21 protein-coding genes are annotated in these 21,573 nt (G+C 69.1%); 15 read left to right on the top strand and 6 right to left on the bottom strand.

The window, feature by feature from the left end; all coding sequences use genetic code 11:
• Positions 1 to 3: 3 nt before the first annotated feature.
• On the bottom strand, positions 4 to 1,023 hold the full coding sequence (locus ACWIGI_RS40180) for an alpha/beta hydrolase family protein (RefSeq protein ID WP_454208908.1): 1,020 nt from the start codon (positions 1,021 to 1,023) through the stop codon (positions 4 to 6).
• A gap of 324 nt (positions 1,024 to 1,347) precedes the next feature.
• Between ACWIGI_RS40180 and ACWIGI_RS40175 the strand changes: the two genes are divergently transcribed.
• The 3 genes from ACWIGI_RS40175 to ACWIGI_RS40165 all read left to right on the top strand — a co-directional run bounded on the left by ACWIGI_RS40175 (position 1,348) and on the right by ACWIGI_RS40165 (position 5,059).
• Complete coding sequence (locus ACWIGI_RS40175) at positions 1,348 to 2,685, top strand: PucR family transcriptional regulator (RefSeq protein WP_454208907.1); 1,338 nt, start codon at positions 1,348 to 1,350, stop codon at positions 2,683 to 2,685.
• A 93-nt stretch (positions 2,686 to 2,778) separates the two neighbouring features.
• Positions 2,779 to 3,330 carry a nuclear transport factor 2 family protein gene (locus ACWIGI_RS40170; RefSeq protein ID WP_454208906.1) on the top strand — a complete coding sequence of 184 codons (552 nt, stop codon included), beginning with the start codon at positions 2,779 to 2,781 and terminating at the stop codon, positions 3,328 to 3,330.
• Between the two features lie 37 nt (positions 3,331 to 3,367).
• The gene (locus tag ACWIGI_RS40165; protein WP_454208905.1) at positions 3,368 to 5,059 is read left to right on the top strand and encodes an AMP-binding protein; all 1,692 of its coding nucleotides are present in this window, start codon (positions 3,368 to 3,370) and stop codon (positions 5,057 to 5,059) included.
• A 127-nt stretch (positions 5,060 to 5,186) separates the two neighbouring features.
• On the opposite strand, the gene ACWIGI_RS40160 is transcribed toward ACWIGI_RS40165, so the two are convergent.
• Both ACWIGI_RS40160 and ACWIGI_RS40155 read right to left on the bottom strand, forming a co-directional pair.
• Positions 5,187 to 5,693, bottom strand: a complete 507-nt coding sequence (locus ACWIGI_RS40160) for a hypothetical protein (RefSeq protein ID WP_454208904.1) — start codon at positions 5,691 to 5,693, stop codon at positions 5,187 to 5,189.
• Between the two features lie 55 nt (positions 5,694 to 5,748).
• The gene (locus tag ACWIGI_RS40155; RefSeq protein WP_454208903.1) at positions 5,749 to 6,921 is read right to left on the bottom strand and encodes an aromatic ring-hydroxylating oxygenase subunit alpha; all 1,173 of its coding nucleotides are present in this window, start codon (positions 6,919 to 6,921) and stop codon (positions 5,749 to 5,751) included.
• Between the two features lie 29 nt (positions 6,922 to 6,950).
• Here ACWIGI_RS40155 and ACWIGI_RS40150 point away from each other — a divergent pair, with 29 nt between their 5' ends.
• Complete coding sequence (locus tag ACWIGI_RS40150; protein WP_454208902.1) at positions 6,951 to 7,568, top strand: TetR/AcrR family transcriptional regulator; 618 nt, start codon at positions 6,951 to 6,953, stop codon at positions 7,566 to 7,568.
• Between the two features lie 42 nt (positions 7,569 to 7,610).
• Here the strand turns inward: ACWIGI_RS40150 and ACWIGI_RS40145 are convergent, their stop codons facing one another.
• Complete coding sequence (locus ACWIGI_RS40145) at positions 7,611 to 8,588, bottom strand: NADP-dependent oxidoreductase (protein WP_454208901.1); 978 nt, start codon at positions 8,586 to 8,588, stop codon at positions 7,611 to 7,613.
• Between the two features lie 66 nt (positions 8,589 to 8,654).
• On the opposite strand from ACWIGI_RS40145, the gene ACWIGI_RS40140 reads away from it, so the two are divergent.
• Positions 8,655 to 9,065: a winged helix-turn-helix transcriptional regulator gene (locus tag ACWIGI_RS40140; protein WP_454208900.1), complete on the top strand. Its 411-nt coding sequence runs from the start codon at positions 8,655 to 8,657 to the stop codon at positions 9,063 to 9,065.
• Between the two features lie 20 nt (positions 9,066 to 9,085).
• Here the strand turns inward: ACWIGI_RS40140 and ACWIGI_RS40135 are convergent, their stop codons facing one another.
• Positions 9,086 to 9,442 carry a hypothetical protein gene (locus tag ACWIGI_RS40135; RefSeq protein ID WP_454208899.1) on the bottom strand — a complete coding sequence of 119 codons (357 nt, stop codon included), beginning with the start codon at positions 9,440 to 9,442 and terminating at the stop codon, positions 9,086 to 9,088.
• A gap of 9 nt (positions 9,443 to 9,451) precedes the next feature.
• Positions 9,452 to 11,104, bottom strand: a complete 1,653-nt coding sequence (locus ACWIGI_RS40130) for an alpha-(1->6)-mannopyranosyltransferase A (protein WP_454208898.1) — start codon at positions 11,102 to 11,104, stop codon at positions 9,452 to 9,454.
• A gap of 536 nt (positions 11,105 to 11,640) precedes the next feature.
• On the opposite strand from ACWIGI_RS40130, the gene ACWIGI_RS40125 reads away from it, so the two are divergent.
• The 10 genes from ACWIGI_RS40125 to ACWIGI_RS40080 all read left to right on the top strand — a co-directional run bounded on the left by ACWIGI_RS40125 (position 11,641) and on the right by ACWIGI_RS40080 (position 21,573).
• Complete coding sequence (locus tag ACWIGI_RS40125) at positions 11,641 to 12,939, top strand: glycosyltransferase (protein WP_454208897.1); 1,299 nt, start codon at positions 11,641 to 11,643, stop codon at positions 12,937 to 12,939.
• On the top strand, positions 12,936 to 14,042 hold the full coding sequence (locus tag ACWIGI_RS40120) for a polyprenyl synthetase family protein (protein ID WP_454208896.1): 1,107 nt from the start codon (positions 12,936 to 12,938) through the stop codon (positions 14,040 to 14,042). Before ACWIGI_RS40125 ends, ACWIGI_RS40120 begins: the two co-directional genes overlap by 4 nt.
• Before the next feature lie 14 nt (positions 14,043 to 14,056).
• Positions 14,057 to 15,583 (top strand): phytoene desaturase family protein, encoded by a 1,527-nt coding sequence (gene crtI / locus ACWIGI_RS40115; RefSeq protein ID WP_454208895.1) that lies wholly within the window; start codon positions 14,057 to 14,059, stop codon positions 15,581 to 15,583.
• Positions 15,580 to 16,569 carry a phytoene/squalene synthase family protein gene (locus ACWIGI_RS40110; protein ID WP_454208894.1) on the top strand — a complete coding sequence of 330 codons (990 nt, stop codon included), beginning with the start codon at positions 15,580 to 15,582 and terminating at the stop codon, positions 16,567 to 16,569. The genes crtI and ACWIGI_RS40110 overlap by 4 nt, the downstream gene beginning before the upstream one ends.
• Before the next feature lie 5 nt (positions 16,570 to 16,574).
• Positions 16,575 to 16,925, top strand: a complete 351-nt coding sequence (locus tag ACWIGI_RS40105; protein ID WP_454208893.1) for a lycopene cyclase domain-containing protein — start codon at positions 16,575 to 16,577, stop codon at positions 16,923 to 16,925.
• A gap of 2 nt (positions 16,926 to 16,927) precedes the next feature.
• Positions 16,928 to 17,254, top strand: coding sequence for a lycopene cyclase domain-containing protein (locus ACWIGI_RS40100; protein WP_454208915.1), 327 nt, complete (start codon positions 16,928 to 16,930; stop codon positions 17,252 to 17,254).
• On the top strand, positions 17,251 to 18,840 hold the full coding sequence (locus tag ACWIGI_RS40095) for an FAD-dependent oxidoreductase (RefSeq protein WP_454208892.1): 1,590 nt from the start codon (positions 17,251 to 17,253) through the stop codon (positions 18,838 to 18,840). The genes ACWIGI_RS40100 and ACWIGI_RS40095 overlap by 4 nt, the downstream gene beginning before the upstream one ends.
• Positions 18,837 to 19,850 (top strand): DUF5914 domain-containing protein, encoded by a 1,014-nt coding sequence (locus tag ACWIGI_RS40090; RefSeq protein WP_454208891.1) that lies wholly within the window; start codon positions 18,837 to 18,839, stop codon positions 19,848 to 19,850. Before ACWIGI_RS40095 ends, ACWIGI_RS40090 begins: the two co-directional genes overlap by 4 nt.
• 72 nt (positions 19,851 to 19,922) lie before the next feature.
• Complete coding sequence (locus ACWIGI_RS40085; RefSeq protein WP_454208890.1) at positions 19,923 to 20,795, top strand: MerR family transcriptional regulator; 873 nt, start codon at positions 19,923 to 19,925, stop codon at positions 20,793 to 20,795.
• 217 nt (positions 20,796 to 21,012) lie between these two features.
• Positions 21,013 to 21,573, top strand: coding sequence for a DUF6968 family protein (locus tag ACWIGI_RS40080; protein WP_454208889.1), 561 nt, complete (start codon positions 21,013 to 21,015; stop codon positions 21,571 to 21,573).

The following is a 21,573-nucleotide window of genomic DNA, read 5'->3' as shown; positions in this document are numbered from 1 at the left end:
GGCCTATCTCTGCACGACCCGATTCAGCCACGCTGTCATGTAGTCGAGCACCGACGGGTCGATAGTCGTGGCAATCGATACATATTCGTCGGGCATGCCGGTCTGCGCCGACTGCATCAGGTGATTGGCACCGTCGAAGGTGTGCACGGTCGCGGCCGGATTACCGGCCAGAAAGCTCCTCATGAGAGGGTCGTTCACCGCGGCATCGACCTGAACATCCTTGGTTCCGAACAATGCGAGGGTGGGTATCCGGAGTGCGCGCAGCGCCGGTTCGGGATCGTAGGTAGCCTGGGCGGCGTATTCCTGGTTGATCGCCCTGTCGATATCCGCGTCGGCGGCCCGTTGGTTCTCGGGCAGGCGCTGATTCGCGGCTCTGGCATTCGTGCGCGCTTGGTCGAAATTGCCTTCGCGGAGGAGATCGCATTCGGTGCGCACGGCCGCATCACTGGCCGCCAGTTCATCGGCGGTGGAGGTTCCGGCCGCGCGGAGCTGTACGCGCATCTGATGCGCGAGCACCTCGCATCCCGTCTGTGCCGGCCCCGCCATCAGCATCGCGAACGCCACACTGTCAGGCGCCTTCTGCGCTACCAGGGGCGCCAGCGTGCCGCCCTGGCTGTGGCCGAGCAGCCCGATTCGCGTGCGGTCGATATCCGGCCGTTCCCGCAGGAACGAGATCTGCGCGAGTACATCCGAAGCCATGTCGTCGTAGGTGGCCTCGCTCTTGTCGCCGGTCGTCGCGCCGACCCCGCGGTCGTCTGTTCGGAGCACCGCGAATCCCGCCCTGGTGAACGCGTCGGCCAGCACCAGGAAGGGCTTGTGCTGCGCGAATTCCTCGTCCCGATTGTGCTTTCCACCGCCGGGAATCAGGACCACCGCGGGAAAAGGGCCGTCCTTGTCGGGGACGGTCAAGGTGCCGCCGATGGTTGTTCCGGAATTCTGGATCGTCACGTCCACCGAATGATAGGCATCATCGGACGCGTTCTTCGTTTGCGCGCAGCCCGCTGCGACGGCCGAGATCAGCAATACAACGAGGGCGGATACACCTCGGACGGCTCGGGAATTCATGGGCGCCACCGGCCGCAGGCTTCCGTCGAATGGCGGACTCTTCCGTTCATGCGAGAAGGGTAGGTAGCCGAATTCGCTACGCACATCAGGGAATACCCGGAGGCTCCCCGGAATCGCGACGAATCCCGGCCCTGAGCCGCCATCCGGCGGAGTGCTCGAACGCCGGTGCATTCCGCTGCCAACTCGAGTCCCACCCAGTTGAACGATCTAGTCGATTTCCGATGATTCCGCCCGCCATCGCGTAAGCCTGATCGGACATTCCATCGATGTGGAGGGAGCAGTGTGCTCGAGCCTGCGCCGACCGCGAACGTGGCCCGGCTGTCCGAATTGACCGGCGACGCGGCCGCGATGCTGCGGGTCATCGACTACTTCGACGCCTTCGATGAATCGGCGGCCAACGCCGACACCGTCATTCGCGCGGCCGCGCTGCTGGCCGAATGCCCGGTCGGCGCGAGCTGGCCCGGCGGTCCGGTGATTCGATACGACGCGGCGGGCAGGTTGTTGCCCGCCCGCACCGCCGGACCCGAACCGGAGGACTCGGAACCCGTGGTCTGGCTCGAGCGGCCCGATGGACAGCCACGCGCGACCGAGCCCGACCACGTGCCGTCCTGGGCGGCGGCCCCGCATCCGCTCGATGACGTGGTGCTGGATCGGTTACGGCACTGTCTGCGGGTGGTGGCCGCGCGGCAGGCGCCGAACCCGCTGCGCATGGATGATCCCGCGCTGCTGGAAGTGGTGCTGTCGGAGAAGGAACGGCGCGAGGACCGAGTCCGCGCGATGCGGCTGCTCGGGCTCGACCCGGCTCGGTTCACCAGGGTTCTCGCGGTGGCCGGGCCCGGGGCCGCGGTCGCCGTGCGGATCATCGGCGAGCATGTGCCGGTGCTGCGGCAGGCGACGATCGGATCGACCACGGCGATCCTGGTCCAGGACTTCGGAATATCCGACGGCACGGTGGATCTCGGCAACCACGGGCATGACGCCGGCGGGACGAACGGTGCCGTGCGTTCAGGCCGGGGCACGGACGTCGCAGAGTCGAGCACAGCCGGGCCCGGACGGCTCTCGATGGTTGATCGCGGCCTCTCGGACACCTTGAATGCAGCTGTGGTGCAAGCGTTTCCGGCATCCCGAACAGGAGCCGAGGGCCCGTGGATCGGTGTGGGGGAGCGGTTGCCCGCATACGCGGCGGCCACGTCCTGGGAGCAGGCGCGGCGGGCCCTGCGCTTCGCCTCGTCGACCTGGCACGGACGCCGGGTGATCGCCTTCGAGCGCCTCGGCGCGTTGGAGTTGCTCGCGGACCTGCCGGTCCAGCGGTTGCTCGGCGTCGCCGACGTGACGCGCGTCAACGAGTTCGCCGCGACCGAGGCGGGCGCACTCGCGGTCGACACCCTCGAGGCGTTCTGCGTCTTCGGCACACTGCGCCGCACCGCGACCGAGCTGCATCTGCATCACTCCACGGTGGCCGCGCGCATCGCGCAGGTGGAGGCCGTGATGGGCTGGGATGTCGACGACGCGCTGGACCGGTTCACGGCCACGCTGGCGTTGTTCGTGCGCCGCATGGCGCTCTCGTCCACGCAGCTGTCGGCCCCGCCCGACCCGACAGGCGTCGGGTCGGGAAGGTGATACCCGCGACGGGCGGCGGGTGATCCAGATCACTCCGCTCGGCGACGATCGACGGGCACGGCACAGCCGGTGCGGGAGAAGGAGATTCACACCATGCCCATCGTCGAACCCACCAAGACCTGGAAGCTGCTCGAGGAGCGGCTCGCCGTCACCGCCAACGAGCGGCACCGCCGGGTGCTCGAGATCGTCATCGCGCACATGAAGGCCGAAGCGGTGCCGGACCTGGACGGTCTGATGAAAACCCTGGTGGCCGAACCGAATTACCACTTCTGGCAGTTCGGTCAGGATGTCGGCCCGAAGGGCTGGGACGGCGTGCGCGACTACTACGCGGCGTTCGTGGCGAGCAAGTCGAACATCCTGGAGTTCGAACTGGACCGCCTGCTGGTCGACGACGACTGCGTGGTCACCGAAGGCTATCTGCGCCAGATCTACCCGGGCGCGTACGCGGCCCGGATCGGCCTCCCGATCGAGGATCCCGAAGCCGACTACCTGATCTCGTTCCGGCAGCTGCTGCTGTGGCCGGTGAGCGAGGCCGGGCTGATCATCGGCGAGGACTCCTACCACTCGGGCCCGGTCGAGATCCGCAAGCTGTCGTTCGACGAACTGCCCAGCGAGTACGTCGAACTCGTGTACCCGGGCGTGTGAGAAGCGCGAGACTCGGCGAATGAAAGGCGAATCGGACATGACGGACCAAACGGCGGCAGCCCCGGCGGCGCAGAACCCGGTCGAGCGGCGTGCGGACATCGCGAGCCTGCTGCTCGACCGGCTCGGTGACGAGCGGCTCGGTCTGCGCACCCGGGAGCGGGACTGGACGTGGGACGCGGTGGTGCGGGAATCGGCGGCACGCGCCGAACTGGCCCGCGACCTGCGGCGCGACGGGCCGTTCCATATCGGCGTACTGCTGGACAACGTGCCCGATTTCGTCTTCTGGCTGGGTGCGGCCGCGCTGGCGGGCGCGACCGTCGTCGGCATCAATCCCACCCGCGGCAACGCGCAGCTGGCGGCCGACATCCGCTACGTCGACTGCCAGCTGATCGTCACCGACGCGGCCGGCATGGCCCGCCTGAGCGGACTCGACCTCGGCTTGGAGCAGGATCGGTTCCTGCTGGTGGACGACCCGGCCTATACCGAGCGACTGGCGGCGTACGCGGCCGAGCCGGTCGCGCACGCCGGTGCGGAGGCCCTGCTGCTGTTGCTGTTCACCTCGGGCACGACCGGCACCTCGAAGGCGGTCAAGTGCACCCAGCGCCGGCTGGCGATCCTCGGCTACGCGGCCAGCGACAAGTTCGGCCACATCCGCGAGGACGTGGACTACTGCTGCATGCCGCTGTTCCACGGCAACGCGATCATGGCCCTGTGGGCGCCGGCCCTGGTGAACGGCGCGACGGTGTGCCTGACCCCGAAGTTCTCGGCGACCGGATTCCTCTCCGACGTACGGTATTTCGGCGCGACCTTCTTCACCTACGTGGGCAAGGCGCTGGGCTATCTGCTCGCCACCCCGGCGACCCCGCAGGACGCCGACACCACCCTGGTCCGCGGATTCGGCACCGAGGCGTCGGTGGCCGACCAGGCCGAGTTCCGCCGCCGCTTCGGTGCCGAGTTGTTCGAGGGATACGGCTCGAGCGAAGGCCCCGCCCTGGCCGCGCTGGATCCTGCCGCCCCCGCCAGCGCACTGGGCCGCCCGGCGCATCCCGGTGTGGCGGTGGTGAATCCGGAGACGCTCGAGGACTGTCCGCGCGCGGTGCTGGACAGCCACGGCCGTGTGCTGAACGCCGACGAATCGGTCGGCGAGATGGTCGACAAGGCGGGCGCGATCGTCTTCGAGGGCTACTACAAGAACGATGTCGCCGATGCCGAGCGCCTGCGCAACGGCTGGTATTGGACCGGCGACCTCGGCTACATCGACGAGGCAGGTTTCCTGTATTTCGGTGGCCGCAAGGGCGATTGGCTGCGCGTCGACGGGGAGAACACCTCGACACTGATGATCGAACAGGTGATCCGGCGACATCCCGCGGTGATCGCCGCCGCCGTGTACGGCGTCCCGGACCCGCGCTCCGGTGACCGGGTGATGGCGGCCATCGAGGTAGCGGATCCGAAATCCTTCGACCCCACGGAGTTCGCCGAGTTCCTCATGGCCCAGGATGATCTCGGCTCGAAAGGCGCGCCCCGCCTGCTCCGCGTCTCCGCCCGCCTCCCGGTCACCGGCTCGAACAAGGTGCTCAAACGTGAACTCCAGGAACAGCGCTGGCACACCGAGGAGCCCATCTACCACTGGTTCGGCCGCGGCAAACCCGAGTACGAACCCCTGACGGCTTCCGCCAAGGCCGAACTCGAAGCCGAGTTCGTCTCGTTCGGGCGGGGCAACCTGTTCTGACTCCGCTGCCCAGGCAGCCGCAGCGCCGAGATCGCCACCACCGGTGAACTGCGCTCGGCTGCGGGAGGCATCAACTTTCGGATGTGGACCGGCGGTTCTCGGTCGGCCAAGTGCCCGGGCCGGTGAATCAGCCCCTGGTCCACACGGTGTCGGCGGGGTCCTCGGGCGACACCCAGTCCTTGTCGAAGAACCACACCAGCCCGTCGCCGGCCGCGGCCAGCTCGAGCGCGACGATCTCACCGAGCACCGCCCCCATGGACCTGGAATCCGCCGCCGACATCTCGATATTGATCGCGAGGCGTACAGCGGCCAGATGATCGCGGATCCGCTCCGGCCCGGGACCGGTGGCCTCAGCGATCACTTCGTCGAGGATCTCCGAAACCTCTTCCGCAGGTGCGGTGTTGACCGAGATCAGCAGTGGATGACCGGACTCCGTCCAGTGCACCTCGAGCGGCGAACCGGCATGCACTCTGAGATTCGCGGCGACCGAATCCGCTGCTGCTGCCGCCAGTTCATCGTCGTCGTACACCGTTTCGGCCCAGGTCGCCAGGTCGGCGACCTCGATCCATCCGCGAATCCGCTCGGGCTCGAGCCGGATCGTCTCGCGGCAGTACACGCTGATCCACTCGGCCACGTGCACACCCTAGCCCCAGACGAGCCGACCCAAGCGATCCGGCGCCACCTCGGCCTCAGCCGAGAGAAATCCCCAGCTCCTCGGCGAACACCCGAATCATGTTCTGCACACCGATCTCGTTGCGCCCGATGATCATATGATCGTGCTGGCCCCGGCGAACGGCCTCCCCGCACTGGGGCAGCATGGCGAAATCCTCGTCGCGGACCGCGGCGTGGACCTGTGCGTAGATCTGGTCGTACAGCTCGCGCTGTTCGGCGGTGGTGGCCGGGACCCGGCTCATCCAGCTGTGCCGGACCGTACAGCGGGTGGGGGAGTCGACGGGCAGCATGTCGATGATCTCCACCCCGACGGGGCTGTTGGCCAGGATGAGGTTCGGGTAGACCCAGTAGATGACCCCCATCTGATGGGAGGGATCCCAGGACCCGGTCGGATCGGCGTCGAGGTCGGTGATCCAGGTGAAGGGAAAGCCCATGCGGTGGTGCTTGCCGAACTTGTCGAACACCATGGTGTTGGCCAGCGTGTTCTGCCCGATCACGCTCTCGCCGTGCACGAACGGAAAGTGGTAGCCCTCGGCGAAGGCTTCCAGCGCACCCTTCCAGCTGACCTCGGACTGGAATTCGCGATCGTCGTGATACCCGTACGCCGAGTAATTCCATTGCGCGAGTTCGGCATCCAGCGGACCTAGATGGGTGTCGAGATCGATGTCCGCGCCCGCGGTCAGCACCGCCCAGATGAATCCGTGGCGTTCCTCGGCGGGTAGTTCGACCAGCCCGTAGTCGGCGCGGTCCATGCCGGTGAAGCCTTCCTTGCCCGGCACACCCACCAGCTTGCCCGTCGAGTCGTAGGTCCACGCGTGATACGGGCAGGCGAACCGCTTCGCGTTGCCGGAGCCGCAGGCGGGCATCGCCCCACGATGGCGGCAATAGTTCAGGAAGACATGGCTTTTGCCGTCGCGATCCCTGGTGATCAACAGGGAATCACCCAGCACCGAGCGCACCACGAAGTCGTGGGGCGCTGCGAGCTGTGCGCCGGGCACGATCGCCAGCGGTGTGCGGCGCAGCACGTTGTCCTGCTCGAGCTGCACCAGCTTCTCGTCGCGGTAGTAGGTCAGCGGCACCCGCAGCACATCCTCGGCCAGTTGCGTGCTGCGGTTCAGGGCGAAATTCAGAGCGCGGCGAGTGAGGTTCTCGTCCAGGGGCGCGGGATTCAGGAGCGGATGAGTGTTCACGCTCCCTTTTGCCGTATTAGGGTGGCCCGATGCGCACACACGGCTGGGCCGGCACGCGGCCAACCAGCGACGCGGAAGCGGTCGATCGCATTCTCGAGGCGGCTCGCGGGGCGATCGACCGCGGCCTGGAGCCGGGAATCGCCGACGTCGCCCGCGCGCTCGGGGTGTCCCGGCAGACGGTGTATCGCTACTTCCCGGGCACCGATGCCCTCCTCGCGGCCGCCGCCGAGCGCGCGGCAGGCGACTTCGTGGACGTGCTCGCCCGGGACCTGGCCGGAATCACCGACCCCGCCACCGCGGTGGTCGAAGGCATCGCCCGAACCCTCGAACGTCTACCCCGGGAGCCACAGGTCGCCCTGCTCATGACCCCCGGCCGCCGAGTCGGCTTGGCCGCCGGCGTGACGTCGTCGATAGCCCGCGACTTCGGCCGCTCCATCCTGGATCGCTTCGACGTAGACTGGCCCGCAGCGGGATTCGACGACACCGCACGCGATGAGTTGATCGAGATGATGCTGCGCACGCTGCAGTCGTTCATCATCGACCCCGGCGACCCACCGCGCGAGGGCGCCGACCTACGCCGCTATCTCCGTCACTGGGTCGCGCCGGCCCTGGACCCCCGGACACGCGCCACGCCGTCCGAGCGGTGACCGGCACCCGCATGGAGTGCGCGCTGCCCACCCCCGAACCGCTCAGGGAACCAGGACGACTTTTCCGGCCATATGCGCACCTTCGACCAACTCGTGTGCCTTGGCGATATCGGCCAACGGCACAGCGTGCGCGACTCGCACGGTCAGCGCGGCGGTATCGGCCAGCCGTACCAACTCGGCGAGATCGGCAGCCGACGGACGGACATCCACATACCCGAACCGCACGCCGGCCTGGTTCGCACGTTCCGGCGTAATGCCGAGATAGACACCCACCGCGGCAATGAGCTGCCCGCCGGGCTTCAGAACCGCCAGCGAGCGTTCTGCATACGCACCGCCGACCAGGTCGAAGACCACATCCACCGGATCGACGACCTTCTCGAATTCCGTTGCCCGATAGTCGATCACCTCGTCCGCGCCGAGGCCGGCCACGAACTCGCTGTTGGTGGCGCTCGCGGTTCCGATGACATAGGCCCCGCGAGCCTTGGCTATCTGGACCGCGATGTGCCCGACTCCACCGGCGGCCGCGTGCACCAGAACTCGCTGCCCGGCAGCGATATTCGCAGTGCCGACGAGCCCCTGCCAGGCGGTGAGACCGACAAGGGGTAGTGCACCCGCCTGCTGCATGGTCAGCGAGTCGGGCTTGCGCACCAGTTCGTTGGGCGAAGCCAGGACGTAGTCCGCGTGCGCCGAGGCGAGCGCGGGAAACGCGAGCAGTCCGAACACCTCGTCACCGGGCTGGAAAGCCGACACCCCCGGCCCGAGGGCCGCCACCGTCCCCGCGATATCCCAGCCGAGCGTGAACGGCGGTGTAGCGAAGCCGGACTCGCGCAGGTCGACCGTCTCACTACCGACACCGTCCCGTGGCCGGTAGCTCCCGGCCCGCACCACGACATCGACCGGATTGACACCGCTCGCACCGAGCGCGATCAGCACCTGTCCCGGTCCCGGCTCGGGCCGGGACACCTCGCTGATCTCGAGAACCGCTGTGCCACCGAAGGATTCCTGAAGTGTGATTCGCATGCCAACCAGTCTCGGCGCACCACTACTCGGTGTGAAGAAGGCACCTTCTTGATATATATGTACCTGATGGATACCACTCTGGACCTGCGTGACTTCGGCGGAGCCAATGCTTATCTGCGTGACTGCCCCGCACGCATGGTCTTGAATCTCATAGCGGACAAGTGGGCGCTGCTGGTGATCGCGGCCCTGGGTGGTGGCACCCTGCGCTACGGCGAACTCCGCCGCCGCCTCGAAGGAATCTCCCCGAAGATGCTCAGTCAGACCCTCCGCAGTCTGGAACGCAGCGGGTTGCTGACCCGCACCCAGCACCCCACCATCCCACCCCGGGTCGAATACACCCTCACCTCACTCGGCGAAAGCTTGCGGACTCCAACCGAAGCCTTCAAGAACTGGGCCGAGCAGAATGTCGCCCAGATCCTCGCCGCCCAAGACCAATTCGACACCCGGGAACCCCCCGAACCCTGGCACGGACGGTGAGTTACGGCGAGGACATCGCCTCAGTCGTCCTCGCCCTGCGCCCAAGCCGCCACCGGCATCGACAGATAGATCCCGAAATCGTCCAGGCCCGTGGCCTTTTCGAGGCTCTCGTGCAACTCGTCAACCCGTTCCTGGCGGTTCTCGGCCCGGCTCGGGAAGAACTTCGAGCGGATCTCGACCACCACGTCGAGGCCGCAGCGGTCGTACGGGCCGAGGGCGCGGAACCGGACCTCCACATCACCGGGTTGCAGGTCGCCGTCGTAGGGCTCCTCGGGGCACTCGACCGCGAGGGAAACCAGGTGCGGCAGAACATCACCCAGCTTCCGCAGGGTGGACTCGGGGACATGTGGGGCGTAGACGACCTCGACCAGGGGCACTATCGCAGCCTACTCACGGACGGATTCGGCCGGTCGCGACGGTGACGGGGAGCGCAGGCGCAGCGGGTCGACCGTCCGTAGCGAGAGCGCCGCGACCGTGGCCACGGCGGTGGCGGCGGTGACGTGCCAGAGGTTGTACATCCCGTGGGACCCATCCGGATTGAACACCAGCATCAGCCAGGTGCACAGGCCAACCAGCGTCATCAGCGTGGTGGTGGACAGCGCGAAACCCGCAGCCAGTGCGAGGGGCCACGAGTAGTACCAGGGCAGCGCGGCGGGGGAGAGGACGACGATCGCGACGAAGGCGATCACGATGCCCAGCACCGCTTCCCGCTCGCTGTGCCGGAACCGCCACCAGGTCCAGGCCAGCACCGCCACCAGCGCCAGCATGCACAGTGCCCGGAGCGGGTCGAGCAGGGTGTCCGGGTTCAGCGGGGTCTGCGCGGCGATGATGTCGCGCAGTATCGTCGGCAGCGAGAGCCATTGGATGATCTTCTTCGATCCGGACAGCGCGGTCAGCCAGCCGATACCGACACCGGCGAGCATCGTGGCAGCCGCGAAGACCGCGGCGAACACGCCCAAGCCCAGGCCCGCGATCCTCGCGAAGATCCGTGCGGGATGCGGCATGTCGGGGGTCGGCTGTGCCGCGTCGTGCGGCCGTTCGTTGTTCGGCAGATTCTCGGGCGAGCGTCCGGCTCGCTGCGCGGCCCGCCGCTCACGCTCGTGCAGCATCCAGATCCACACCAGGAACGGCAGTGCGACACCCGCGGTCGCCTTGATCGCGACGCCGATCGAGAGCACCACGATCCCCGCCGCGTGCTGACGCTCCAGCACCAGCGCGATCGCCGCGCACATCAGCCCGACCATCAGCATCTCGTTGTGCACGCCGCCGAGCAGATGGATCAGCACCAGCGGATTGAGCACCGCGAGCCACAGCGCGACCGCGGGCCTGCCGCCGAGATGCCTGGTCAGATACGGCACCGCCCATACCATCAACGCCAGGCCGGGCAGCATCACCAGTCGCAGCGCGATGGTTCCCGCTATGACGTTGTCACCGGTGACGCCGGTGACCGCGCGGCCGAGCAGCAGGAAGATCGGCCCGTAGGGCGCGGTCGTGTGGGTCCAGACCTCGCTCACATTGTCCAGCAGCACACCGGGATTGAAGACCGGCCCGACCGCGTACGGGTCGAAGCCGTCGCGCAGCAGCGCGCCCTGGGCGAGGTAGGAGTAGGCGTCGCGGCTGAACAGGGGCGCCGCGAACACCAGCGGGACGCTCCACAGCGCCACGACAGCGCGCAACTCGCGCAGCGTCACCCCGGATCCGCCCCGGATCACGGTGCGGCCCAGCCGAACCCACGAGGCGATCATCAGCAGCACGCCGATCCAGACCATGATCGTGGCGAGCGCGTAGCCGTGCCCGAACCGCAGCCAAGACAGGTGCAGATCCTCCATCAGCGGGTCGTGGACGCGGGTCGCGCCGGCGCCGAAACCGCCGCAGGTGATCATGGTCGCGCCGAGCAGACCCCACACCGCCTGATGCCCTTCGGGGCCGCGGACGAAGTCGGTGTGAGTACGCAGCCGATCACGGAACCCCGGGCCGGGCACCGTGCGGGCGACGGGCTCCACGGTGCGATTCGCGGCGGCGTGCGGTGCCGTGGGCATCGCGTCATTTCTGGTGTCTGCCATGTGTTTCGGTCCCCCGCATCCGTCAACGATCGCCGCAGCGCCGCACATCGACGGGTGGCCGCGAGTCGACGCTTTCACATTCCGCGCATCATCGGCTACTCGACTGGTTCGCTGCCTGGCCGCAGGAGTCGTTCGGTGCACCCGCGTGCGTCCCCTTCAGCAAATCCGCTGGCTTCGGCCCAGGCGCACCACCTGTCCCATACACCCCATCGAATCTCTTTCGGTCCGTAGATTTTCCGACCTCGGACGATTCGAGTCCGACACGCGGTGAGTGTCTACGAACTGGAATCAGCAAACTCACAGTTACTGTCGGTATCGACACGAATCCACACCAACCGGACAGATGCGTCGTGCATCGAATATGCATCGATTGGGGTACCATCGTCCGCACACGCACTCGAACGGACGCATGACGGGGTCAGCCCGCCTCAGTGCCGGTCACCTGTCTCGACCCGACCGGCGGTGCGACGGGTCGGCCCGATAGGGATCTGACCAGCGGAGGAGTTCTCGGCATGGCTCGATATCTCGTGGCGGCGAGTCCGATCCCGGGCCATGTCGCGCCCATGCTGACCGTCGCCGCGGATCTGGCCCGACGCGGTCATCAGGTGCGCTTCCTCACCGGCGAGAGCTTCCTGGAAACGGTGGCGGCCCAGGATATTTCCTGCTCGGCACTGCCCGCCGACGCCGCGGTGTCGGTGAACGACGTGGCCCGCGAACCCGCACCCGGACTGCTCCGCAAGTGGCGCAACGGCAACGCCGAACTGCGCGCGGGTTTCCTGGACCCGATCGCCGGCCAGTACCGGGCACTGCGCCGCGAACTGGACGGCGCCCACGTCGACGCGGTCCTGGTCGACGTGATGTTCACCGGGGCGATCCCGCTTCTGCTCGCGCGGCGGCCGCGCCCGGCCGTAGTGGCCTGCGGCGTCGTCCCGCTGATGCTCTCGAGCGCCGACACACCCCCGTTCGGCATGGGATGGCAACCGCACAAGGGCCGCGACTACACGGCGATGAACCGGTTCGTCCGACGGGTGCTGTTCCGCGGCACCCAGCGCAGGCTCGATTCCATCCTCGATGTGCTCGGCGCGGGACCCGCGCCCGGATATCTCCTCGATTGGCCGCTGCTGGCCGATCGGCTGCTCCAGTTCACGGTCCCCGGCTTCGAGTACCCGCGCGGCGACCTGCCCGATTCGGTCATCTTCACCGGCCCGCTCCCGACCGCCGGCGTACATCCGCCCAGCCCGTGGGACCGCCCGTCCGCCCGGACGATAGTCCACGTGACGCAGGGGACCTGGAACAACAGTGACCTCGGACAGCTGATCGCCCCATCGCTGACGGCACTGAGCGGACGCGAGGACTGCGCCGTGGTGGTGAGCACCGGCGGTTCGCCGATGCCCGCCGTGCCCGTCCCGGCGAACGCCCGGATCACCGACTTCGTGCCCTACGACCAACTGCTGCCGCACGTGGACGTCATGATCACCAACGGCGGCTACGGCGGTGTGCAGCAGGCACTTCGGCACGGCGTCCCGGTGATCGTCGCGGGCGAGACCGCCGACAAACCCGAGGTCGCGGCCCGGGTGGCGTACACCGGCGCGGGCATCGATCTCCGCACCGCCCACCCCACGCCCGCCGTCATCGCGGCCGCGGTCGACAGAGTCCTAAACTCGCCCGAATTCCGTTCCGCCGCCGCGAGAGTGGGTCGTGAGATGAGCGCGACCGCACCGCTCGCGGTGGTGTCGAACGTACTCACCGACCTGCACGAGAACCCATCCCGGACAGGCGTTCCGGCCTCACGAAACGGTATGGCCCGATGAGCACCGTATCCTTCGATCCCGCCCGGACCCCGCTCGATGCGGGGCCACCCGATCTATCCGTGGGATTCGCGAACTGGCACACCGACACCCGAGCCCGGGTACTCGGCGAGCTCACCGACTTCCTGCGCCAGACCCGGGTGAAGGAGCTGTCCGCCGCCGGCGTGGACGAGGTCCTCGCGCAATACGCCGTCGGCGGCAAATGCCTGCGCTCGGGATTCATGTACCTGGGCTGGCTCTGCGCCGCGGCGCCCGATGCCGCCGCCGTGCGTGCCGCGGCCAGCCTGGAACTCCTGCACGCCTTCGCACTGCTGCAGGACGACGTCATGGACGACGCCGTGCTGCGCCGCGGATCCGACGCCGCCCACGTCCGGCTCAACGCCCGATTCGGCGGCCGGGCCGGAGCGGTACCGGGCTTCGGGACCTCGGCCGCGACACTGCTCGGGGATATGTGCCTGGTCTGGTCCGAGCAGATGCTGCGCGAGAGCGGCGTCGGCGCCGACGCGCTGGCGCGACTGTGGCCCCGGTACGACGCGATGCGAATCGAGCTGGCGGTGGGCCAGTTCGCGGACCTGGCCAACGACGTCCGCGAGCGACCGAGCCTGGACACCGTGGTCGACATCGCGCGCGCCAAGTCGGGCAACTACACCGTGCGCCGGCCGCTCGAGCTGGGCGCCGCACTCGCCGGTGCGAGCGAGACGATGCTGACCTGCCTCGGGCACTACGGAACCCTGATCGGCGAGGCGTTCCAACTGCGTGACGATCTGCTCGGGATCTTCGGGGCGGACTCGGTCACCGGTAAACCGCAGGACAGCGACCTCGGCCAGCACAAGGCCACCAGCGTGGTGGTCGCCGCGCTCGACATGAGCGCGGGCAGCGCCCGCCACGAGCTCTCGGACCTGGTGGATCGGCCGGAGCTCGACGCCGCCGCGATCGAGCGCTGCCGCACGCTCATCGCGGCATCGGGTGCACCCGACCGCATCGAGGACATGATCGCCGACCGGGTCCGCGACGCCGTGCACGCACTGCGTGATTGCGCGCTCGGCTCGGATAGGCAAGCGGCACTGGAACATATGGCGCTGCTGTGCAGTGCCCGGCAGTTGTGACGAGAGGAAGTCCGATGCGCACGGTCACGGGACGCAGCGATCACATCGTGGTGGTGGGGGCCGGCCTGGCGGGCCTGTCGACCGCGATACACCTGGCCGCGCGCGGCCGCACGGTGACCGTGCTCGAACGGGAACCGGTCCCGGGCGGGCGCATGGGCAGGCTGGACCTGAACGGCTATCGCATCGACACCGGCCCGACCGTGCTGACGATGCCGGGCCTGCTCGAGGAACTCTTCGCCGCGGTGGGCGAGCGGATGACTGACCGCCTCGACCTGATGCCCGTCGATCCCGCCTACCGGGCTCGATTCGCGGACGGGCGCACCCTCGACGTGCACAGCGACGAGGAGCGGATGGTCGGCTCGATCACCGACTTCGCGGGCGCCGAACAGGCCGCGGGCTACCGGCGCCTGCGGGACTGGCTGACCCGCCTGTACGCGACCGAGTTCGACCGGTTCGTGGCCGCGAATTTCGATTCGCCGCTGTCGATGTCGATCCCGGCGCTGGCCGGGCTGACCGCTCTGGGCGGATTCCGGCGCTGGGACCGCAAGGTCGGCGAGTTCATCACCGACCCGACCCTGCGGCGGGTGTTCACCTTCCAATCGCTCTACGCCGGTGTCGCACCCGATCGAGCGCTGGCGGCGTACGCGGTGATCGCCTACATGGACACGATGTCCGGGGTCTGGTTCCCGCGCGGCGGCATGCGCGCGGTGCCCGTCGCACTCGCCGACGCCGCCGAATCCGCCGGTGTGCGTTTCCGATACGGCGCGAACGTGAGCGAGCTCGAGCGCACGGGCGGACGCGTGATCGCCGTGCACACCGATCAGGGTGAGCGGATCGCCTGTGACGCGGTCGTATTGACGACCGAACGGCACCGCACCTACGAACTTCTCGGTCATCGCTCGCGCCGCCCGCTCGCCGTGCGGCCCGCGCCGTCGGCGGTGGTGCTGCACGTCGCGTGCGAGCAGAACACGCGAATTCCCCATCACAGCCTGCTGTTCGGCGACGCCTGGCACAGCGCGTTCGCCGAGATCATCGAGCAGGGCAGGGTCATGTCCGATCCCTCGCTGCTGGTGACGCGACCGACGGCGAGCGATCCGGGTCTGGCCCCTGCGGGTCGCGACCTGCTGTACGTCCTGGCCCCCGTGCCCAACCTCCAACGAGGGCATATCGATTGGGAGACCCGGCGCGACGAGTACGCGGAGGAGGTTCTCGACCTCGCCCGTGCCAGGCTGTCCACCGATCTGCGCGACGCCGAGGTGCTCCGGGTCGTCACCCCGGCCGATTGGGCGCGCCGGGACATGCTGGCGGGCAGCCCCTTCGCCCTCGCACACACCTTCAGCCAAACCGGTCCGTTCCGGCCCGCCAACATGATTCGCGGGTTCGAGAACGTCGTGCTCGCGGGCGGGTCGACGGTGCCCGGGGTGGGAATTCCGCCGGTCCTGATCTCCGGACGTCTCGCCGCGGACCGCGTCACCGGGCACCGCGAACGGAATCGACACGTCGCCACCGCGGGTGACGCCACCGCCGGGACGTCGCGATGACGCGCGCCGAACTCGACGCCGCCGGGATCACCGATCCGGGCCTGCGCGAGTCGTACCTGCGCTGCCGGGAGCTCAACGCCGCCCACGGCAAGACCTTCTTCCTCGCCACCCGGCTCCTCGCACCGGATCAGCGGCCCGCCGTACACGCCCTCTACGGCTTCGCCCGGCGGGCCGACGACATCCTCGACGAGTTCGATCCGGCGCTGACCCCGGCCGAGCGCGGCAGCAGATTGGACACGCTCGCCGGGCAATTCGGCGCGGCCGACGCCGGCGGCGATCCCGTGCTCGCCGCCGTCCTGCACACCGCGCGGGCCTACCGGATTCCCCCGGACCTGTTCGAGGCGTTCCTGACCTCGATGCGCATGGATCTCTCGATCACCGACTATCCGAACCGCGCGGCCCTGGACCGCTACGTCTACGGCTCGGCCGAGGTGATCGGCGTACAGCTGCTGCCGGTGCTGGGCACCGTCGAATCGGTGGCCGCGGCGACACCGTACGCGGCGGCCCTCGGAAAAGCCTTCCAGCTCACCAACTTCCTGCGCGATGTGGACGAGGATCTCGCACGCGACCGGGTGTATCTGCCCGCCGACGAACTCGCCGCCCACGGTGTGGACCGGGACCTGCTGCGCTGGTGCCGCGACTGCGGCCGCGTCGATCCTCGGGTCCGGAGCGCGCTGGCCGAACAGGTCGCCAACACCCGCGATATCTACGCCTACGCACGCGCCGGGACCCAGCTGCTCGCGCCGCGATCACGACCCTGCGTGGAGACCGCCGCCGTTCTGTACGGGGAGATCCTCGATCGCATCGAGGCCGCCGATTTCGAGGTGTTCGGGCGGCGGGCCACGGTCGGCACCGGCCGCCGGATACGGGTCGGCACAGCGGGTTTCGTGCGCGCGTGGCGAGCGCGCCGCGCCCATCCGGCCGAAGGGACGGGACGGCTCCCGGCACCACCGGTCGGCGCCCCCGACCCGTCCGAGCGCGGGTGATGGCGATGGAGCACTGGCACTATCTGCTGATCCTGGTGGGCTGTCTCGTCGTGACCGCGCCGCTGGAGTTCCTCGGTCCCGGCGTCTACCGGCGGCCGCGACTGCTGCTCGGCGCGCTGTGGCCGGCCGCGGCGTTGTTCGTGGTCTGGGATCTGATCGCGATCGCCGCCGGTGTGTGGGACTTCGATCCCCGCTTCACCCTCGGGGTGCTGCTGCCCGGGTCGATGCCGCTCGAGGAACTGCTGTTCTTCCTCGTCGTGCCGCTGTGCGGGCTGCTCACCTTCGTCGCGGTCGAGAACCTGCTGGACCTCGCGCGCCGTCGCCTCGGCCGTGCGGAAAAGGCGGTGCGGCAATGAATATCACCGGCGTGGGATACACGCTGCCCGCGATCGCCGCGGTCGTGGCGGTGTGCCTGATCGAGTCGAAGCTATTGCGCACCGGCCTGTTCCGGCGTCCGGCGTACTGGATCACGATGCTGATCGTGCTGAGCTTCCAGGTCCTGGTCGACGGCCTGCTCACCGCCGGCCCGACCCCGATCGTGGTGTACAACCCGGAACACATTCTCGGACTACGGTTCCCGTGGGACATCCCGGTGGAGGACTACTTGTTCGGATTCGCCCTGATCACCGCGGTCCTGCTGGGCTGGGAACGCGCCCGGCAACGCCAGATCGGCGGCCGGCGATGACGGCCCCGGACGGCTACGGACGCGATCGGCGGCGGGTGCGCTATCCCGCGACGCCGGGCCATTCCGATCTCACCCGGCTCGGCCCCGCACCGCGCGTGGCCGTGATCGGCGCGGGTATCGCGGGTCTGGCGGCGGCGACCGGACTGACCGAACGCGGATGCCGGGTCGAGCTCATCGAGCGCGAACGCTATCTTGGTGGCCGGGTCGGCGCGTGGAACGAGCAGCTGCCCGACGGCACCGAGGTCGGGATGAACCGCGGCTTCCACGCCTTCTTCGCGCAGTACTACAACCTGCGAAAACTGCTGGGGCGCACCGATCCCGGTCTGCAGCGGCTGCGCAGGCTCGACGACTATCCGCTGATCGACGCCCGGGGCCGCCGCGACACCTTCCGCGGCCTGCCGCGCACGCCACCCTGGAACGCGCTCGCATTCGCCCTGCGCAGCCCCACCTTCCGCGTCCGCGACCTGATCCGCATGGATCCGCGCGCGGCCGCACCCCTGGCGGCGGTGTCGGTGCCGGGTATCTACGAGTGGATCGATCACCTCGACGCCGACACCTTCCTGCGCGAGATCAACTTCCCGGAGTCCGCGCGGCACTTGGCATTCGAGGTGTTCTCGCGCAGCTTCTTCATCGAGCCCCGGCGGATGTCCGCGGCCGAACTGGCGGCGATGTTCCACATCTACTTCCTCGGCTCGAGCGAGGGCCTGGTCTTCGACGTGGCGCGCGACAACTTCGACGTCAGCCTGTGGACCCCGCTCGAGGACTACCTGACCGGGCCGCCCACACCGGCCCGTCCGGGCGAGGCCCGGGTGGACCGCTGCGTCGCCGTCGAGCGCATCGACCCCGACGGCGACGGGTTCCGGCTCACCGACGACACCGGCGCGACCCGGCGCGTCGACGCGGTCGTGCTGGCCACCGACAACACCGGGCTGCGACGGCTGGTCGAATCGTCCCCGGATCTGGGCGACGCACCCTGGCGCGCACGGGTCGCGGCCACCGCCGTCGCACCCGCCTTCGCGGTGCAGCGGCTCTGGCTGGATCGGCCGGTGCGCCCGGACCGTACGTGCTTCCTCGGCACCGGCGGGCTGGATCCCCTCGACAACATCAGCGTGGTCGACCGCTACGAACAGCAGGCCGGAAAGTGGGCCGGGGCCACCGGCGGCAGCGTCGTGGAGCTGCACGCCTACGCGGTCGCCGACGAGATCCCCGCACCGGCCGAACGCGCCGCGGTGCGCGAGCGGCTGCTGGCGCGCCTGCACACGATCTACCCCGAGACCGCGGCGGCGACCATCGTGGGGGAGTCGATGCTCTGGCGGCAGGACTGCCCGCGATTCTCCCCGGGCGATTTCGCCGACCGCCCGGGCGTGACGACCCCGCACCCGCGACTGATGCTGGCCGGAGACGGCATTCGCGCCGATCTGCCGGTCGCGCTGATGGAACGGGCCGCCACCACCGGCTGGATGGCGGCCAACGCGCTGCTGCGCGGCTGGAACGCGGCCGGGCACACCCTGCACTCGGTCCCCGCGCAGGGACGCTCGGCACTCCTGCGCCGACTCGCCACACGCGAAAGGCACACCGTCCGATGAGTATTCGCGCCGAGCTCGTCAACCTGACCGCGAAGTCCCCGCTGCAACGGTTCTCACCGGAGAAGTGGTCGCGGCAGGAGCCCACGTTCGGGGACGCGGATCCCGGGCTGATCTCCGCGGCCCTGCGCTGGTCCCAGCAGCGCCCCTCGGGCAACTGGTACGCGGTCGCCGCCAGCACCGCGATCACCGGATCGCGCCCGTACGGCGTCAAGATCGGGGGAAAGGAGGTCGTGCTCTGGCGCGACGACGCGGGCGTCCTGCTCGCCGGGCCCGGAGCCTGCCCGCACCTGGGTGCTCCGATGGCGACGGCGGAGGTGGAGAACGACGCGCTGATCTGCCGCTGGCACGGCATGCGGGTCGGGCCGGGCGGCGACGCCTCCCGGTGGTGCCCCTACCCGGCCCACGACGACGGCGTTTTGGCCTGGGTGCGCATGGACGCACTCGGCGGCGAATCACCCACGGACGCACCGATTCTGGGTGACCGACCGGCCGATACCACGGTGCACGCGGTGACCAGGCTGGTCGGCGTGTGCGAACCGCGCGACATCATCGCCAACCGCCTCGATCCCTGGCACGGCTCCTGGTTCCACCCCTACTCCTTCGCCCATCTCGAGGTGACCCGAACCCCGCCCCGGGACGGGATCACCGAGGAGAACCACCGATTCGTGCTGGCGGTGACCTTCCGGGTGACCCGCCGGCTCGGGGTTCCGGTGCAGGCCGAGTTCACCTGCCCGGACCCGCGCACCATCGTCATGCGCATCGTCGCGGGCGAGGGAGCGGGAAGCGTGGTCGAAACCCACGCCACCCCACTGGGTTCCGGGCCCGACGGCCGCGCCCGCACGGCGGTGGTGGAGACGACCATCGCGAGTTCGGACCGCCCGGGCTTCCGGTACGCGCGCACGGCGCTGCCACTGTTGCGGCCGCTGATGAACCATGCGGCCACCAGGCTGTGGCGGGACGACCTCGCCTACGCCGAACGCCGCTACGCCCTGCGAACGCATCGGACCTAGGCCCGGAGCGATAATCGTCCTCGAGCGCCGCCGGGCCGATCGGGCAGCGCACAGCGGGAAGGAGATGCCGTCGTGGCCGGAGTCCGCGATCAGGAGGCGTATCCCGTCGGGGTGGTGGCCGAGCAACTCGGCATGCCCGTCGCGACCCTGCGCAGCTGGAATCAGCGCTACGGCATCGGCCCGCAGCAGTATCGCTCCGGCAGACACCGGCTGTACTCACGCGCCGACATCGAGGTCGCCGCGCGCATGCTCGCCCTGGTGCGCGCGGGCGCGAGCCCGGCGAGCGCGGCCAGGGCGGTCATCCCGGCCCGCCCGCCCGCGCAACCCGCCGACGGCATCGAAGCGCTGCTCGACGCCGCGTTCCACCTGGACTCACCGCGGGTGATGGGACTGCTCGAATCGCGGCTTCGCGAGCACGGTGTCGTCAGAGCCTGGGATGACCTGTGCCGTCCGGCGTTCGCGGCGATCATCGCCCGCCAGGGGCTCGGCGAGGATTGCATCGACGTCGAACACCTGCTGTCCTGGGCGATCGTCACCGCCCTGCACCGCGTCTCGCCCGCACCCGACCGCGTGGCGCACGGGGCCGTCATCCTCGCCTGCGCCCCCGGCGAATTCCACACTCTGCCACTGGAAATACTGCGTGCCGCCCTCGCCGAGAAGGGTGTGCACGCCGACATGCTCGGCGCTTCGCTCCCCGCGTCGGCCTTAGCGGCGGCACTGACGCGACGGCGCCGCCGCAGCACGGTCGTGCTGTGGTCGCAGAGCACGGACACCGCCGATCCGGCGCTGGTGGTCGCGACCGGTTCGGCTCGGATATGTCCCGCCGGACCGGGATGGGCCGATACCCCGATACCGCCCGGCACACGGGTTCTGCGCGATCTGGCGGATGCCCTGGCAGAACTATGCGGGACGGCGTCCTCGGGTGAGTCGTCACCGGTCACCTGAACACTCGCCGCCGATTCACTACCGGCCCCGGTCTGCCGTGCCCCGACTATGTGTCGACGGGGACCGCCGCGATTGGTCGCCGCGTACGGACCGCGGTGGATATGTCCGCGGACGGGGGATTGAGATCGCGATCAGCGGGTACCGCGATCATGTCGCCGGCTCCACGCGGCGACGTGGCACGAGGGATGGTCGGCAGGAATGGGAGGTGCGTTGCGCGGTGGGCGTTCAGGTCGGAGAGATCATCGCGAGACGGACCGTCGCCGACGGTGACAGCACCGTGCTGATCGAAATGGGTATGCCCGCAGACGATGTCGGCGGCGCGGGCGTGTCGGGATTTCGCATCGAAGGGCTGGGCGAGTACACCGTCACGGGGGTCGACGCGATCGGCGCGCTGTACAACGCGCTCCTGGAAGTCGGTGCGGTGCTGTCCCGCGCCAACACCGCGGGCCACGATTTCACGGTCCTCGACTCGTCCACGACGGAATTTCCCGCGGCGCCGAGCCGGCGACCGGCTCCCGACCGGACCCCGGAATCGCACGGCGGGGAGGTCGTGGCGTTCCGCATCCTGATCAACGACGGCGAGCCCTTGGCGGTCGAAATCGCTAGGCCCACAAGGGCACTCGACCAGCCGTACTTCGTCTGCCGGTTCCGGATCGACGGCCGCCGCGAGGCGGTGGCATCCGGATTCGACGAGATCCAGGCCCTGCTCACCGCGGTCCGGATGATCGGCGCGTGGCTGCGGCTACCCGCGGATTGGCCGGTGAGCAGGGCCTCGTGA

This window comes from Nocardia sp. NPDC055321 (assembly GCF_053645575.1).
This window is presented reverse-complemented; position numbering and strand designations above follow the sequence as displayed.